This is a genomic window from Mycolicibacterium septicum DSM 44393 (assembly GCF_000455325.1).
Classification (GTDB): Bacteria; Actinomycetota; Actinomycetes; order Mycobacteriales; family Mycobacteriaceae; genus Mycobacterium; species Mycobacterium septicum.
The window spans coordinates 556,378-571,393 of the sequence record NZ_HG322952.1; the positions used below are offsets into that span (position 1 = coordinate 556,378).

12 protein-coding genes are annotated in these 15,016 nt (G+C 64.7%); 8 read left to right on the forward strand and 4 right to left on the reverse strand.

From position 1 onward, the window contains the following. From TX88_RS22665 to TX88_RS32890, 5 genes are all read left to right on the forward strand, one after another. Positions 1-1,177, forward strand: a 1,177-nt coding sequence (locus TX88_RS22665; protein ID WP_044520115.1) for a biotin/lipoyl-containing protein, incomplete at its 5' end; no start/stop codon positions are given. Continuing rightward, positions 1,174-2,331: an acyl-CoA dehydrogenase family protein gene (locus TX88_RS22670; RefSeq protein WP_044520116.1), complete on the forward strand. Its 1,158-nt coding sequence runs from the start codon at positions 1,174-1,176 to the stop codon at positions 2,329-2,331. The genes TX88_RS22665 and TX88_RS22670, both read left to right, overlap by 4 nt. Before the next feature lie 15 nt (positions 2,332-2,346). After that, the gene (locus TX88_RS22675) at positions 2,347-3,123 is read left to right on the forward strand and encodes an enoyl-CoA hydratase family protein (protein ID WP_044520117.1); all 777 of its coding nucleotides are present in this window, start codon (positions 2,347-2,349) and stop codon (positions 3,121-3,123) included. Positions 3,124-3,173: 50 nt separating this feature from the next. Beyond that, positions 3,174-3,890: a sensor domain-containing protein gene (locus TX88_RS22680; protein ID WP_044520118.1), complete on the forward strand. Its 717-nt coding sequence runs from the start codon at positions 3,174-3,176 to the stop codon at positions 3,888-3,890. Between the two features lie 194 nt (positions 3,891-4,084). Further along, positions 4,085-4,528, forward strand: coding sequence for an ester cyclase (locus TX88_RS32890; RefSeq protein WP_049925291.1), 444 nt, complete (start codon positions 4,085-4,087; stop codon positions 4,526-4,528). 64 nt (positions 4,529-4,592) lie between these two features. Here TX88_RS32890 and TX88_RS22690 read toward each other — a convergent pair whose 3' ends face one another. Continuing rightward, a complete protein-coding gene (locus tag TX88_RS22690; RefSeq protein WP_044520119.1) occupies positions 4,593-5,972 on the reverse strand; it encodes an HNH endonuclease signature motif containing protein in 1,380 nt (459 codons plus the stop codon). Between the two features lie 248 nt (positions 5,973-6,220). On the opposite strand from TX88_RS22690, the gene TX88_RS22695 reads away from it, so the two are divergent. The 3 genes from TX88_RS22695 to TX88_RS22705 all read left to right on the forward strand — a co-directional run bounded on the left by TX88_RS22695 (position 6,221) and on the right by TX88_RS22705 (position 9,740). After that, positions 6,221-8,257: an alpha/beta hydrolase family protein gene (locus TX88_RS22695; RefSeq protein WP_244438584.1), complete on the forward strand. Its 2,037-nt coding sequence runs from the start codon at positions 6,221-6,223 to the stop codon at positions 8,255-8,257. Between the two features lie 39 nt (positions 8,258-8,296). Then, positions 8,297-9,058, forward strand: a complete 762-nt coding sequence (locus TX88_RS22700) for an SDR family oxidoreductase (RefSeq protein WP_044521732.1) — start codon at positions 8,297-8,299, stop codon at positions 9,056-9,058. Positions 9,059-9,155: 97 nt separating this feature from the next. After that, complete coding sequence (locus TX88_RS22705; RefSeq protein ID WP_044520120.1) at positions 9,156-9,740, forward strand: DUF1707 SHOCT-like domain-containing protein; 585 nt, start codon at positions 9,156-9,158, stop codon at positions 9,738-9,740. A 49-nt stretch (positions 9,741-9,789) separates the two neighbouring features. On the opposite strand, the gene TX88_RS22710 is transcribed toward TX88_RS22705, so the two are convergent. From TX88_RS22710 to TX88_RS22720, 3 genes are all read right to left on the reverse strand, one after another. Continuing rightward, complete coding sequence (locus TX88_RS22710) at positions 9,790-10,341, reverse strand: hypothetical protein (RefSeq protein WP_162563200.1); 552 nt, start codon at positions 10,339-10,341, stop codon at positions 9,790-9,792. Between the two features lie 246 nt (positions 10,342-10,587). Next, positions 10,588-12,201: a hypothetical protein gene (locus TX88_RS22715; protein ID WP_044520122.1), complete on the reverse strand. Its 1,614-nt coding sequence runs from the start codon at positions 12,199-12,201 to the stop codon at positions 10,588-10,590. 862 nt (positions 12,202-13,063) lie between these two features. Next, entirely contained in the window at positions 13,064-14,611 is a 1,548-nt protein-coding gene (locus TX88_RS22720; protein WP_044520123.1) for a hypothetical protein, read from the reverse strand. Positions 14,612-15,016 lie beyond the last annotated feature (405 nt).

The window sequence follows — 15,016 nt, forward strand, 5'->3', positions numbered from 1 at the left end:
GGCGATCGGCTACGCCGGCGCGGGCACGGTCGAGTTCATGGCGGACGAGCGGGGTGACTTCTTCTTCCTGGAGATGAATACCCGCCTGCAGGTGGAGCATCCGGTCACCGAGGCCACCACCGGGCTCGACCTGGTCGAGCTGCAGATCGCGGTGGCCGATGGCGGCAGGCTCGATGCCGAGCCGCCCGCCTCCCGCGGTTCGTCGATCGAGGCCCGCCTGTACGCCGAGGATCCGGCCAAGGGCTGGCAGCCCCAGGCCGGCGCGGTGCACCGGTTCGAGGTGCCCGGACAGGTGCGCGTCGACACGGGCATCGAGGACGGCTCGGTGGTGTCGATCTTCTACGACCCCATGCTGGCCAAGGTCATCTCGTATGCGCCGACCCGGCGCCAGGCCGCCACCGTGCTGGCCGATGCGTTGGCTCGCACCCGGATTCACGGACTGCGCACCAATCGGGACCTGCTGGTGAACGTGCTGCGGCATCCGGCGTTCCTGGACGGAGCCACCGACACGGCGTTCTTCGACACGCACGGCCTCGACACCCTGGCCGCGCCGCTCGCCGATGCCGGAGCGGTGACGCTCTCGGCGATCGCGGTCGCCCTGGCCGACGCCGCGTACAACCGCAGCAGCGCACGAGTTTTCGGCGCCGCACCCAGCGGCTGGCGCAACCTGTACTCGGGCCCCCAATCCCGGGCCTACCGGGATACCGCGGGCGACGACGTCCAGGTGCGCTACCGGTTCACCCGCACCGGGGTCGAGTTGCCCGACGACGACGGCGTCTCGCTGGTGTCGGCGACGCCGGACCGGGTGGTCCTCACCGTCAACGGTGTGGACCGTGCGTTCGACGTGGCGCGGTACGGCGATCAGGTGTTCGTCGACTCCCCGCTGGGACCCGTGCAGCTCACCGCGCTGCCCCGCTTCCCCGATCCGGACGACGCGGTCGCACACGGCTCGCTGCTCGCGCCGATGCCCGGCTCGGTGGTACGCGTCGGGGCCGCCGTCGGCGATACCGTCACCGCCGGACAACCCCTGATCTGGCTGGAAGCCATGAAAATGGAGCACACCATCGCCGCACCCGAAGACGGGGTGCTGGCCGAACTCAATGTCGCCGCGGGCCAACAGGTCGAGGTCGGCGCCGTACTTGCCCGTGTGGAAAATTCTGAAGGAGAACAGTCATGAGCTTCATCGAGACCGAGGAACAGAAGGCCCTGCGCCAGGCGGTGGCCGCGATGGCCGCCAACTACGGGCAGGACTACTACCTGGAGAAGGCCCGCTCCGGCCAGCACACCACCGAATTGTGGAACGAGGCAGGCAAACTCGGCTTCATCGGGGTGAACCTGCCCGAGGAGTACGGTGGTGGCGGCGCCGGCATGTACGAGCTGTCCATGGTGATGGAAGAGATGTCGGCGGCCGGGTCGGCGCTGCTGATGATGGTGGTCTCCCCCGCGATCAACGGCACGATCATCTCCAAGTTCGGCACCGAGGAACAGAAGAAGCGCTGGATCCCCGGTATCGCCGACGGGTCGATCACCATGGCCTTCGCGATCACCGAGCCTGACGCGGGTTCCAACAGCCACCGCATCACCACCACCGCGCGCCGCGACGGCAGCGACTGGATCCTCAAGGGCCAGAAGACGTTCATCTCCGGTATCGACCAGGCCCAGGCCGTGCTCGTCGTCGGACGCACCGAGGACCACAAGACCGGAAACCTCAAGCCCGCGCTGTTCGTCATCCCGACCGACACCCCGGGCCTGAACTGGACCAAGATCGAGATGGAGATCGTCAGCCCGGAGAGCCAGTTCCAGGTGTTCCTCGACGACGTCCGGCTGCCCGCTGATGCGTTGGTGGGTTCGGAAGATGCCGCGATCGCGCAGCTGTTCGCCGGACTGAACCCCGAACGCATCATGGGTGCGGCCAGCGCGGTGGGTGTGGGCCGGTTCGCCATCAACAAGGCAGTCGACTACGTGAAGACCCGCCAGGTCTGGAAGGTACCGATCGGCTCGCACCAGGGTCTGTCACATCCGCTGGCGCAGAACCACATCGAGGTGGAGCTGGCCAAGCTGATGATGCAGAAGGCCGCGACGCTGTATGACGCCGGTGACGACTTCGGCGCGGCCGAGGCCGCCAACATGGCCAAGTACGCGGCAGGTGAGGCATCGGTGCGGGCGGTCGATCAGGCCGTGCAGTCCCTCGGCGGCAACGGCCTGACCAAGGAGTACGGCATCGCCGCCGCGGTGACGGCGTCCAAGCTGGCCCGGATCGCGCCGGTGAGCCGGGAGATGATCCTGAACTTCGTCGCGCAGACCTCGCTGGGCCTGCCTCGCTCATACTGACGGGCCGTACTGACGATGACGTCTTTGGTTCACTACTCGGTGGCGGGGAGCGTCGCCCGGCTGACGCTGGACTCCCCGCACAACCGCAACGCACTGTCCACGGCCCTGGTCGAGCAGTTGCTCCAGGGCTTCTCCGACGCCGCCGACGAGCCCGGGGTCCGGGCGGTGGTGCTCGGACACACCGGTGGGACCTTCTGCGCCGGAGCCGATCTCTCTGAAGCGTCCAGCGGCCGCTCCTCAGACCCCGGCGACATCGCTGTCGACCGGGCCCGCGAGATGACCAAGCTGCTGCGGGCCATCCTGGAACTGCCGATTCCGGTGATCGGCGCGATCGACGGGCACGTGCGGGCCGGCGGGATGGGACTGGTCGGTGCGTGCGATCTCGTCGTCGCCGGTTCGCAGAGCACGTTCGCGTTGACCGAAGCGCGTATCGGCGTTGCGCCGTCGATCATTTCGCTGACCCTGCTGCCGAAGATGTCGCCGCGGGCGGCCGGACGGTACTTCGTCACCGGTGAGAAGTTCGGTGCGGCCGAGGCGGCCGAGATCGGGCTGATCACCTTGGCCGCAGACGACGTCTCGGACGCGGTCGCCGCGCTGGCGGCTGAGATCGCGAAGGGTTCACCGCAGGGGCTGGCGACGTCGAAGGCGCTGACGACTGCCTCGATCCTGCGTGGGTTCGACGAGCTGGCAGAAGACCTGACCCGGCAGTCCGCGCGGTTGTTCGTCTCCGACGAGGCCCGCGAGGGCATGATGGCGTTCCTGCAGAAACGCCCGCCGAACTGGGTGGGCTGACTCAGCTCTCCCGCTCCGGAACCAGCAACCTCCGCACTATTGTCAGTTCAATGAAGCGGAGCCTGCTGATCACGGTGGTGACGCTGGTTGCCGTGCAGCTGACGGGGTGTTCGACCGCGATCACGGGCCAGGCGATGAAGGCCCAGCCCAGCCCGGTCGAGGGTGCGATGCCCACCCTCTCCGAGCTGGGGCAGGCCGTGGGCGGGGCAATGCAGGTGACTTCGCCGATCGATGTCGGTGGCATAGAGGTGCTCAGGGGCGACCCGGAAAACATCTCGCCCGCTGAATGTGCCGCCCTCATCCACGCCGGAATCCGCTATGTGTACGAGCATGTTCCGGCAGGCGCCGTCGCCACCGGTATCTGGGAATCGCCAAAGAACGCCCGCGGTGCCCGGTCCGTCTCGGTGTCGATCGCTGTCATCGACGTGGACACACCAGACGATGCAAGTGCCTGGTACCGCGACGCTGCACCACGATGGCAATCGTGTCAGGGCAGCACGGTGACCCAGCCGATGGACGCTATTACCTTCAGCGACAAGGTCGTCAAGGCAGACAGCGCAGACGGGTTCTTGACGGCCAACCTGGTGGTGTCGACGACAGACGGCATCATCACGCCGGTGCCCTTACAGCGCGCCGTCACCACCGCATCTCACTACCTCGTGGATGTCGATGTCCTCGGCACCACAGCAGCCAACACCGCTTCGAATGCCGACACTGCAGTCGCTGTCGCTCGCCTCGTGGCCGGAAAGCTCACGTCGGGCGGGTAGCGCACGGCAAAATCTGCGGCATCTGTCCACACCCACGCTGCAGACGCAGCAGCTCAGACATTGTGCGCTTACTTGACGGTAGTTGCCTGTGACAGCAAACGCAGCAGCGTGCCTGTCGCATCGCTCGCGGCGGTTCTACCGTTTCTTGTGCGGACGTCCTCTGCCGTGCGGGTTCCCCATGAAAGGCCGGAATCATGGCCAGTGACCAGAACAAGGCGATTTCCCGACGCATATGGGAGGTATTTGCTTCCGGCGACCTCAGTGAGCTGGACGACCTCGTCGCCCCTACCGCCGCCTTCCACGACACACAGGATCCGTTCGGCGATCAACGCGGCCCCGAGCACATGCGCAGCCTGATGGGGATGTATCGGAACTCGTTCTCCAACATGCGATTCGACGTCAAGATGCAGCTCGCCGAGGGCGACTACGTCTGCACGATGATCGAGGCGCAGGGTGACAACACCGGCGAGATCATGGGTCAGCCGGCCACCGGCAAGCACAGCCGGATCAATCTGACCGATGTCGACCGGATCGAGGACGGCAAGATCGCCGAGAGCTGGGTTACCTGGGACACCCTCGGGATGCTGCAGCAACTCGGCCTGATCCCCGCAGGGGCAGAACACAAGGCACCCGCCTGAGCCAATTCCCCGCAGGGTCCAGGGCCGGCCGCGGCCCTGGACCCGCCCCCTCGACAATTCACAGCTAGCCGGCCTCAAGCTCGGAAAGGTAGCGCTCCGGGCGGTGGCAGTCATTGACCCGAGGCTGCGCGACATCGAGTATCGGAGGCGGAATCCATTCGGTGCGGCCATCTTTGCCTGATTGGGTGCGCCACCCCTTGCTGGTCAAGAGCCGGTGATCAGGCTGGCATGCCAACGTGAGGTTGTCGACGTCGGTCGGGCCGCCGTCGGCCCAGTCCTCGTCGCGGTGGTGCACCTGGCACCAGTACGGAGGTGCGGTACATCCGGGACGGGTGCAGCCACCATCCCGTGCCATAACCGCGATCCGCTGACCAGGTGAGGCGATGCGCTTGGTACGTCCCAGGTACAGCGGAATCTCGGTGTGCGACTTATAGATGCACAAGTAGTGGTAGGCGTGGCCGGCCAGCCGGATCACATCCGCCATCGGCAGCAGGCTGCCGCCCCCTGTGACCGCCCAGCCCTCGCCCGACTCGATCTTGTCGAGGGTCGTGGTGACCACCACGGTGCACGGCAGGCCGCGGTGCTGACCCAGCTGACCGGACGCCAACATGGCACGGCCGATCGCCTTGAACGCGTCGTGATTGCGCTGCGCCGTGGTGCGCAGGTCCCGGATGACGGCTTCTCGGTCGGGTTCGTCATCGACACAAGCATTTTCGTCGTCAGGGTTGCACATGCCCGGCGCCGCCGTCTTGGCCGCGTTCGCGTCCCACACGGCCCGGGCCTCCGGGTCGAGCCAACCGGTCACCCGCGTCATCCCGTCGCTGTCCTGCTTGCCGAACCACAGGCCGCGGCGCCGGGCGCGGACGTTGTCTCGCGGCTCGGGACCGTCCTGATCGATGGTCATCAGCAGCCGCTCGGCGACCTTTCGCAACTCCTCCGGCGTGAGCCTTGCCGCCGAGCGCCCCAGTAGCTCCTCGGCGCGATCCCGGTCATCGGCGGCGACCCCATCAGGCAACTTGGCGAAGAACTTTCGGATCACCCGAACGTGCTCTGTGCCAACCTCGCCGCGGGCCTGGGAGGCAGCGGTGGCGGGCAGCTTCGGCGGCAGCGGTTCGCCGTTCAGTGCGCGCCGCGGACCGAACTCCTCGGCATCGGCGAGCCGGCGCTCCGCCTCGGTACGGCTGATCCGCAGCGAGTGCACCAAGATGTCGCGCATCGAATTGCCGCCCATCGTCTGCGGGGTGAGTTTCTCGGCGATCCGGGTGACGATCTTGTGGTCGACAGCGCCCTGTGCGCGCGTCACCCGCTCCCTCCGGGTGGCGATCCATTGCAGGTCACTGAGCGTGAGCACATCGTGCGAGGCGGAGGCGATCTTGGCGGCAAGCGCCTCATAGGCGTCGTACGCCGCCAGCAGATTCTGGCGATCCAACGCCTCGCTAGCCATGACTCGAACATTAGTTCGAAGCGTTGTCGCCGCCAACCACGAGATCCGTTGCCTGTGGATGAAATCCGCGCTGGGGATAACTCTCGTACCCGCAGGGCAGAGCTCACAGCGGGCACACAGACCGGAGATCTGGGCAAATTTGCGACTTGGCAAATACTCGTTGCTACAGTGTGCAAGCACTTTGTCAGCCAGGTCACATATCGAAGGCGGCGCGCTTGATGTCACAGCCCACTCCTCCCCGTCTGTCCATGGCCAAGACCGCTGCCACCACGGCAGCGGTCATCGCTACTACGGCAGCGTTGACCGCAGGCGTCGCATCCTCCGCGCCGGAGGCGCTGGCAGCCCACAACCGCAACGTGCAAGCGGATGTCGAGTTGACCGCCGGCGTTGGCCAGGTCCCGGACATCGTCGGGATCTACGGGGTTGGCCCGATCTTCTGGACGGCGCAAGCCCTCGGAATCACGCCCGAGAACGTGATCAAGGCCGCCGGTGGTTTGACCGGCAACACCGCGTTGGCCGACACCGTTGTCGGGCTGCTGAACTTTATCGACGCCGTGTCGCCGATCGAAGCCGGCGTCAAGGGCCCGATGCCCAGCGATGTGTATGACGCGGTCAATGGGCTGACTTACACCACTGATGCCCTGGCTCAGCTGCTCGGCGTTCGCGACGGGTCCGTCATCGACAAGATCGTCGACTGGCTCGTCGGCAACGCTCCCATCCTGAATCAGCGTCGTGACATCATCTTGTCCGAGAGCCTGGGCGGGCTCACCACGTCGCTCGCCTACCGCGACATGATCAATGCGGTGCAGTCCGATGACCCCGACTGGGGCATCGGGGTCACCGGCCAATGGCTGATCTTCGTCAACAACGTCAGCCGCCCCGGCGGGGGATTGTTCGCGCTGGCAACCCCTTTCACCAACCTCTTCGGACTTGACCTCACCACGCCGGATGCAGGCAGCTACACCAACGCCGACAAGACCAAGGTCCTCAACACCTCGATCCTCGACATCACCTGGGCCTACAACCCGCTCTCGGATGTGCCCACCACACTGAACCCGCTGGCCTGGGCCAACTCGTTGGCAGCCGGGGTGTTCCTGACCTACCTCCTGCCCGACGAGGACAACAACATCGGCAACCACGTCCTGCCGAAGTTGATCGCCGGCATCGCCGACGGCGTGAAGGTGATGGTCGACCCCACCGGCGGCCAGGGGACTTCATTGATTCCAGGCCTCGGCAAGTTGCTCGACGGCCTTGGCATCAAACTCCTCGCCTTCCCCGGCAACGCCACGTACATCACGTATGACTCCGGCAATCTCCCGCTGCTCGAACCGTTCCGCATGGTCCCGCACCTGGCCAATCTCGTTCCGGGCGTTCACATCCCGACTCCGCTGACCGACAGCGTCGAAGACGCGCTGCGCAAGATGGTCAACATGGGCTACCAGGACGTCGACCCCACCACCCTGGAGCGCACGTTCAACGAAGCCGGTGACCAGGCCTACCTGTGGCACTCCCCGCTCACCCCGACGCAGCAGCTGGCGGCGGTTCAGACGGTCTTCGACGCATTGGTCGACGGCATTCAGGACAATGCCCTGAACCCGGAGGCCTGGACTCCGACGCTTCCGGGCGCGGACTTCAAGCCGATCGTGCAGAACGCCGTATCCGTGGCGGTCGCCAAGGCAATGCGCGACGCACTGGAGGGTATCCAGAAGGGCGTCGCGGACCCGATGTTCGACGCCGTCGAGAAGGGCCTGGCTCCGGTCACCCACGCTCTCGATGACATCAACGCTCAGGTCGAGGCCGCCATCGACAACGCGCTCAAGGTCAACGGATCCACGGCCAACAAGCAGTCCGGCAAGCAGGCCATCACCTCGGTTCCGTCGGGCGACAGCGTGCTCAAGACGCTGAGCGTCGAAGCTCCCACCCCCGATACGGAAGGCGCTGACGCCGTCGACACCGACGCCAAGCCCGCAGTCGGCAAGGACGTCCTCAAAGCACTTGGTGTGGACAAGGACTCGCTGCAGACCAAGGCGAAGGTCAAGGCCAAGAGCCGCCATGCCGCCGACGCGAGCGACCCTGTCAAGAAATCGGTCAAGGAGACCGTCGCCAAGGTGCGCGGTGCGGTGGATGACGCCGCGAAGGACATCAAGGGCGCCGTCGACGATGCCGGGAAGAACGTCAAAGACGCCACCGACGGCATGAAGAAGGACTTGAAGAAGGCGAAGCAGTCGCAGACCAAGAAGGCCAAGACGGAGAAGAAAGAGAAGTCGTCCGACAAGGCCGCGTAATCGCTGACAGCCCCGGGACGCGTCGGTAGCGTGGCCAACATGCCACGCACTGTGCTCGTCACCGGGGCGACCGGCACTCTCGGCCACCATGTGGTGCCAGAGGCGACCGAGGCCGGCCATCATGTCCGGGCGTTGAGCCGCCGGGAGCGAGTCGGCTACACGGGCGTGCACTGGCATCAGGCCGACCTGCTCAAGTCCGACGGTTTGGACGCCGCACTCGACGGCGTGGACGTCGTCCTCCATTGCGCCACTCAGGCCACCGGCAGCAAGGACATCAGGGCCGCCCGGAATCTGATCGAGGCTGCGCGACGCAAGGGCGTCGGGCACCTCATCTATATCTCCATCGTCGGGATCGACGACATCCCGCTTCCTTATTACAAGACCAAGCTGCGGGTCGAGCAGGCACTCGAATCATCGGGCGTGGGGCACACGATCCTGCGCGCCACGCAGTTCCACGAGCTAATCGAAAAGACGTTCTCGGCGCAGCGATTCTCGCCCTTCTTATGGGCCCTGCGCGACGTCCGATTCCAGCCGATCGACACCCGCGATGTGGCCACCCGATTGGTCTCATTGATCGATTCCGAACCTGCCGGGCGGGCCTCTGACATCGGCGGCCCCAGCATCCACAGTCACCCAGAATTGGGACAGATGTATCTCTCAGCACACAACAGCGTGCGTCGCGTGGCCAGATTCACCCTGCCCGGTCGCATCGTCGCCGGTTACAGGTCGGGAGCCAATCTGACCCCGGAAAATGCGATCGACGGCGTATCGTTCCAGGACTATTTGGGCATCGGCGGATAGATCAACTGCGCCGAGCAGGCGTCACTGTCGCAACCATGGCGACACAGTTTCCCCATCGGTCTTGCATGTGACAGCGATCGCCGTAGGCTCGACAGCGATGAGCACTTCAGCGCCGCAGGGCAGGTCGATGCGGGCTGCCGACACCGACCGCATTCAGGTGGCGCAGCTGCTCACTGATGCTGCCGCCGCGGGCCGGCTGCCGATGACCGAGTACGAGGAGCGGCTAGCAAAGGCCTACGCGGCTGAGACCTACGACGATCTGGCGCGCCTGAGCCGCGACCTTCCCGGCGCGGTGAACTGTTCGGCCGGCCACTGTCGGCCCGCCCCCTCGACGCTGCTGCTGGCGATCATGAGTGGGTTCGAGCGCCGGGGCCGGTGGAACGTGCCGAAGAAGTTGACGACGTTCGCGCTCTTCGGTGGCGGGGTCGTCGACCTTCGCTACGCCGATTTCACCGCACCCGATGTCGAGGTCCGCACCTATTCGATCTTCGGCGGGCAGACCATCCTGGTGCCGCCTGAGGTGAATGTGGATCTCGACGGCACGGGCGTGATGGGGAACTTCGATCACAGCGTCGACGGGGACGGCACGGCCGGCGCGCCGCGTGTCCACATTCGCGGCTTCTCGCTGTGGGGCAGCGTCAGCGTGAAACGCAAGAAGCGCCGCAACCAGACCGAGGACTGAAACGAAAACGGGCGGGCCCGAAGGCCCGCCCGTCTCTGTGTCTGACAGATCAGTGGTTGCAGCTCGCGGCGGCGACACAGGTCAGCGACTTGTTCGCGTTGGAAGGCTTCGCGCTCGACACCTTGGCGGTGGGTCCGTCCCCGGCGATGGCCTTGGGCAGGGTGCCCGGCAGGTCCTTCTCGTCCGGGAGGATCTTGTTGCCGAGGTACTGGTTCGAGTACTTCTGCGTCTGGTTGTAGTAGTACTTACCGGCGTTGACGTTCAGCTCCCCCTGGACCACGCCGTTGGTGCCCTTGCTGGGATCGGCGTAGTTCCCCGTGCCGAAGTTGGTGTGGTAGACCTCGCCCAACGGGCTGTCGTCGAGCGTCTTGTTGACACCAGGCGTCTGGTTGAACACCTTGTCGCCGACGGCCTGTGCCGCCCGCACTCCCGGCGCGGGGTTGTCGAAGGCGGGCCTGCCCACCGCGTTGCCCGACGCACTGGAGTCAGCGGACGCCAGACCGGTCGGCAAGGCCACCGCCAATGCACCGCCCGCGATGACGCCCCCAACCAACGTCCGCGTCCGCACCGACCGCTCGGACATCTTCCGATGTTTTGCCATGCCTGTTACCTCTCGTGAGTGGCGTTGCGCCGCAGCTAGATTGGGGCCAAGCAGCAGACATTGCCACTGGCCCGCCAGCGAACCTAAGGCACCACGGACACCAGCGATAGGTAGTGGCGACGTTGTTCATTTGCTGTTAGGCACATGATCATGAGAATTCACAGCTCGTACACAGGAACCGTCCAAGCACGTGAAACCGCAACGGCCCCCTCCGTTTTGGAGGGGGCCGTTGCGTGAGATCAGACGTTACTTGTCCTTGTTGTCCTTGGTGCCCTTGTTGTCCTTGGTGTCACTGTGGGCGTTGCCGGCCTTGGCCCCTGAGGCTGCTCCGGAGGCGCCGTCGGTGTCGCCCTTGGCGGTGTCACCCTTGGTGGTCTCCTGCTTGCCCGCACCGGCCTTGGTCGTGGGCTTGAATGCCTTCTCGAGGCTCTTCGTGGCGTTCTCGACGAACTTCTCGCCGGCCGACTTCTTGCGCTCGGTGGTGCGCGATTTGGGAGCGAACTTGTTCGGGGTCTTGGTCGCAGCGGCGTCAGACGACTCGGACTTCGCCTCGGCCACGGCGCCGCTGGACTTCTCGCCCTCGCTGGCAGCGCCCTCGGTCTCGTCCGACTTCTCTTCGGCCGCAGCCTCTTTGACGTCCGCGACCTCTTTGACCGTGGTCGTGGTCTTGGGCGTCAGGTCCAGGCCCAAGTCCAGCTTCGGCAGCTCGAACTTCGGCGTCTCCGGCTGTGAAACCTCCGTCGCCGGCGTGACTTCGGTGCCACCCTCTGCGACACCTTCAGCCTTGTCGACTGTGGCGCCGTCCTCGACCTTGAGGTCGAGATTGATGAGCTTGCCCAGCGCAGGCAGCGCCTTACGGGCAGAGGCAAGCACCGCGGTACCACTCTTGGCGCTCGCGGAATCGGTGGCGTTCTTGCCGGCATCCTCGCTGTCGGAGCCGTCCTCGTCAGGATCCTCGGGCGCAGGAGCCGCCGCGCCGAGAACCCGATCGACGACGTAGTTGATGACGCCGTCGATCCCCTGGTTGTACTCCTTGCCATCGGTTTCTACCGCACCGCCGAAGAAGAAGATGCTCGTTGCAGCGGCCAGATCAGGTCCAGCCACGGGGACCCCGCTGGCCACCAGGGTGAGTATCGCCCCGGTGTAGGTAAGCCAGTTGTGTGACAGGTCCTCCGCAACCGCAAGCGCCTGACCGACCGGGCCATTGATACCACCGGTGAGCTCAGAAGCGACAGCGCGGAAGGTCTCCTCGATTCCCGCCTCGAAGAAGTACGGATTGACCTTGTTGTACATGAACGAGGCGGCGTCCGAGATCAGGGGCACGCCCGCCTGAATGACCTCATCAAGCACTTGGTCGCCCAGGTAATAGGCAAGGCCGACAAGCCCGTCACGGTAGATGTTGCCCGAAATAGGGTCGGTCCAGTAGCTGGGATCCTCGCCCTCCCCGTTGACCTGCACGAGGTCGCCGTTCTCGTCGAGAATATAGATCGGCACGGTTTGGGGGTTACCCTCGGCATCTTTCCCCACCAGAATGGGGTCACCGTTCTCATCCAAATACGCGTTGAGTGGGTCCCCGTCCGCGTTCCGCGCTCGCACGTGGTACTGGACAGGGTTCCCGTCCTCGTCCACTCCATCCACAACCACGGACAGCTCATGCTGGCCGTACACGCTGCTGTAGTACGGGTCGAAGGTGCCACCAACGATGCCGCCCCAGCTGTCAACCCTGAAGAAGATGTCGGAGATTGTTTGGATGTCGATATCGCTGAGCGCCAATAGATTCAGCTCACTGACGGTGACCGACTTCTTCGGCGTCAACGCCGCCGCATCGCTAGCTGCGATCTCGATGTTCGCTGGGGTCATCAGCCCCGGTGTCGCAGCGACAATGGCAGCTGCACTCGCGAGCACAACGCCAGTGGTGACGAGCGGACGGACTGCCATATGGGTGTGGCCCCTTATCTCGAGCGTGGGCGGATTCCGGAGAACCCATGCAGATACCTGCGTAGAACCTTAAAAGTCCTTGAGAAGGGTAATTCCCGGCACCCCCACCCGCAACCTCTATCCAGGCGCAACATGAGTCCCTTGCGCACCGCCACGGCACTACTCTTGCGCTGCGACCCTGACCAATATTTCGATGCAGAACGAGTCGTTCCAGATCGGCAGAGAATCAGCTAATTGCGAATACCGTTGCCACGGAGCCCGGGGAGCGTAAAGGAGCGGGTTAGAGCTTGCGGAACCCGTTGCGTCGCCACCGGCCTGGCGAGTGCGGCACACTCGGACGTTCATCTGAGCCAGCTCGGCGCGGAGCCGCACATATCCCTAGGTCAAGCCGCATGATGCTCGCGCCGGCCATCACCGGTCCGCGGCCACTCCCGCCACGGGCGCGCGTCCTGCGCCGGTTACTACGAGCCCGGTCCGTCCGTCGGCCAAAGCCCCACGGAAGCCGAACCAACCACCGCGGCGAAGAACCGACAGCGGCCACCATTGATTCAAATCCGCATTTCCCGAAAGGCACGGCAGCCGGACAGGAAAGGCACCTCCCTTACGGAGAGGTAAATAAGCCCAGGTCACGGGCTCGGCAGCGAACATTCTGACCAAGGTCAGAACCTGAGAGGAACCTGAGATTGCGTTCAGCGGCCACCGGCGGGATACGTCACCTAAAGACATAGGCGAAAACACGATGGCCCCTGCCGAAGGACAGGGGCCATCGTGTGAGAGCGGGTGACTACTTGTCGCTACCCTCTCCCGAGTCCTTCTCGCCGCCGGTGGCATTCTTGACGGCCTCGCCCAGCTTCTTCAGGAACTTGCTGCCGTTGGACTCGCCCTTCGGCTTGCCGTCACCGAAGAGGATCGGCGGGGTGACCTTGTTGCCGGTCTTGGTATCGGTGCCCGTCTTGTCCTCACCCTTGGACTCGTCTTGAGTCGCAACCTCTTTCACCTGAGCCTTGGGCTTGAGATCCAGATCAAGCTTCGGCGGGTCGAGCTTGGGCGCCTCGAATTTCGGAGCCTCAGGCAGCTTGGGCGCCTCGAGCTTCGGGGCTTCGATCTTGGGCAGTTCGAACTTCGGCGTCGCAATCTTCAGTGGTTCGGGCTTCGTCTCCTCTACCACCGGCGTGCCCTCGGTACCGCCCTCGACGGTTCCTTCCTCCTCGACAGTGCCCTGCTCCTTGACCTCGACATCCTTGAGGAGTGTGGGCGCGTTCGGGGCGTCCAACGTCGCCTTGAGTTTCTGCCAGGGCGACTCGACGTCCAACTTCGGTGTCGGCAGGCTGAGCAGCTTGCCGAAGTTCGGCAGACCGGTGGAGGTGGGGGTAGTGGTTTCCGGCTCGGCTGTGGTCTTGGCCAGCAGCATGGTGTCCTCAGAGCTCGTGTCGAACGTCTGAACGGGGTTGCCGTCGAGCGGATTAAGGAAGTTCGGATCAGGCGTTGGGTCCTGCTGAGCTATCGCATCGACGATGTAGGTGATAGCGGCGGTGATGCCGGTGTTGGCGCCGTAACCGAAGAAGAACGAGTTGGTCAGTCCGTAGGCGTAGCCGTCCTGCGGCAGATTGTCGAGCAGCAGATTCCCGACGAGTTGCGTTGCGCCACCTTCGAAGAAGTCATCGACGCGCTTGGTCAGATCCAACCGGCCGGTTGGATCAGCCTCATCGATCAGCATGGTGACGGTACGAATGGCCTCATGCGCGAGCGCCGTGAACCCGCCCTCGAAGAAGATGTTGTCGATCGGCCCCAGGGGCAGGATGTTGTCACTTAGGTAGTACGCGAGCCCAGTGAATCCGTCCTTGCAGACCGCTCCGGTGGCCGTGCAGTCACCCGGCGCGTCCTCCAACACCGGTTCGCCCTCGGCGTCGACAAACGGGGGATGGCTGCCATCGGCGCCGATGTTGGCGGCAGTCGCCGGGACCGGGTTCCCCGTTGGGTCGAAGACGTAGAGTTGGTTGCCTTCCGAGTCGACGAGCGGGGTGGCGGGATCGGTGCCCGGGGGAACGGGGATGGGCCCGTCGGGGCCATTGATATAGGCCGAGGTGGGGACCTGGCCCGGAATGTAGAGACCGCCGTACCCCTGGGTGAACGACTGCCACGCGCCCTGCAGCGACAGCGCGAGCAGGTGGATCTGCTCTTGGGTCAACGTCTTGTGCGCCTCAACCGCGGCCGCAGTCGGGGAGGCAACGGTGACCGCGCTGTGCGGGACGAATAACGCGGGGGCCCCAGCAACGATCGCGCCGGCGCTGACAAGTGCGACACCGGTGGTGACGAGCGGACGTACAGCCATACGCGTGGCCCCTTTTTCCTGAGCGTGAGCCGGGCTCTGATGACCCGTGCTGGTACCGGAGTACAACTTAGAAACTCCTGAGAATGCTAAGTGCCGGTATCGCCTCCCGCAACCTCTATAGACGCAGGACAGTAACGACTTTGCCAGCGGTGTGCACTCACTTGAGCCGGGCTGCGTCGACAAATTTTCGAATGCAAATTCGACCGCTGCATTTCGGCCGTTCCCAGCTACGCGCAGTACGTCGCTGACCGCCGGTTTCGCCAGCACAAATGCGCGGTCAACCGGTCATACAACGCGCGGAACAATCGAGATATTGGTTGCCGCAGCACATCAGGCCAGGGCCCATCGAGCCAAGGTCCGAACCTCAGGCCTCTCCACACAAACCACACATAACCAATGTTCACG

Coding starts and splice junctions, on each gene's coding strand:
- TX88_RS22670 (WP_044520116.1), top strand. CDS start 1,174: ATGAGCTTCATCGAGACCGAGGAACAGAAGGCCCTGCGCCAGGCGGTG.
- TX88_RS22675 (WP_044520117.1), top strand. CDS start 2,347: ATGACGTCTTTGGTTCACTACTCGGTGGCGGGGAGCGTCGCCCGGCTG.
- TX88_RS22680 (WP_044520118.1), top strand. CDS start 3,174: ATGAAGCGGAGCCTGCTGATCACGGTGGTGACGCTGGTTGCCGTGCAG.
- TX88_RS32890 (WP_049925291.1), top strand. CDS start 4,085: ATGGCCAGTGACCAGAACAAGGCGATTTCCCGACGCATATGGGAGGTA.
- TX88_RS22690 (WP_044520119.1), bottom strand. CDS start 5,972: ATGGCTAGCGAGGCGTTGGATCGCCAGAATCTGCTGGCGGCGTACGAC.
- TX88_RS22695 (WP_244438584.1), top strand. CDS start 6,221: ATGGCCAAGACCGCTGCCACCACGGCAGCGGTCATCGCTACTACGGCA.
- TX88_RS22700 (WP_044521732.1), top strand. CDS start 8,297: ATGCCACGCACTGTGCTCGTCACCGGGGCGACCGGCACTCTCGGCCAC.
- TX88_RS22705 (WP_044520120.1), top strand. CDS start 9,156: ATGAGCACTTCAGCGCCGCAGGGCAGGTCGATGCGGGCTGCCGACACC.
- TX88_RS22710 (WP_162563200.1), bottom strand. CDS start 10,341: ATGGCAAAACATCGGAAGATGTCCGAGCGGTCGGTGCGGACGCGGACG.
- TX88_RS22715 (WP_044520122.1), bottom strand. CDS start 12,201: ATGACCCCAGCGAACATCGAGATCGCAGCTAGCGATGCGGCGGCGTTG.
- TX88_RS22720 (WP_044520123.1), bottom strand. CDS start 14,611: ATGGCTGTACGTCCGCTCGTCACCACCGGTGTCGCACTTGTCAGCGCC.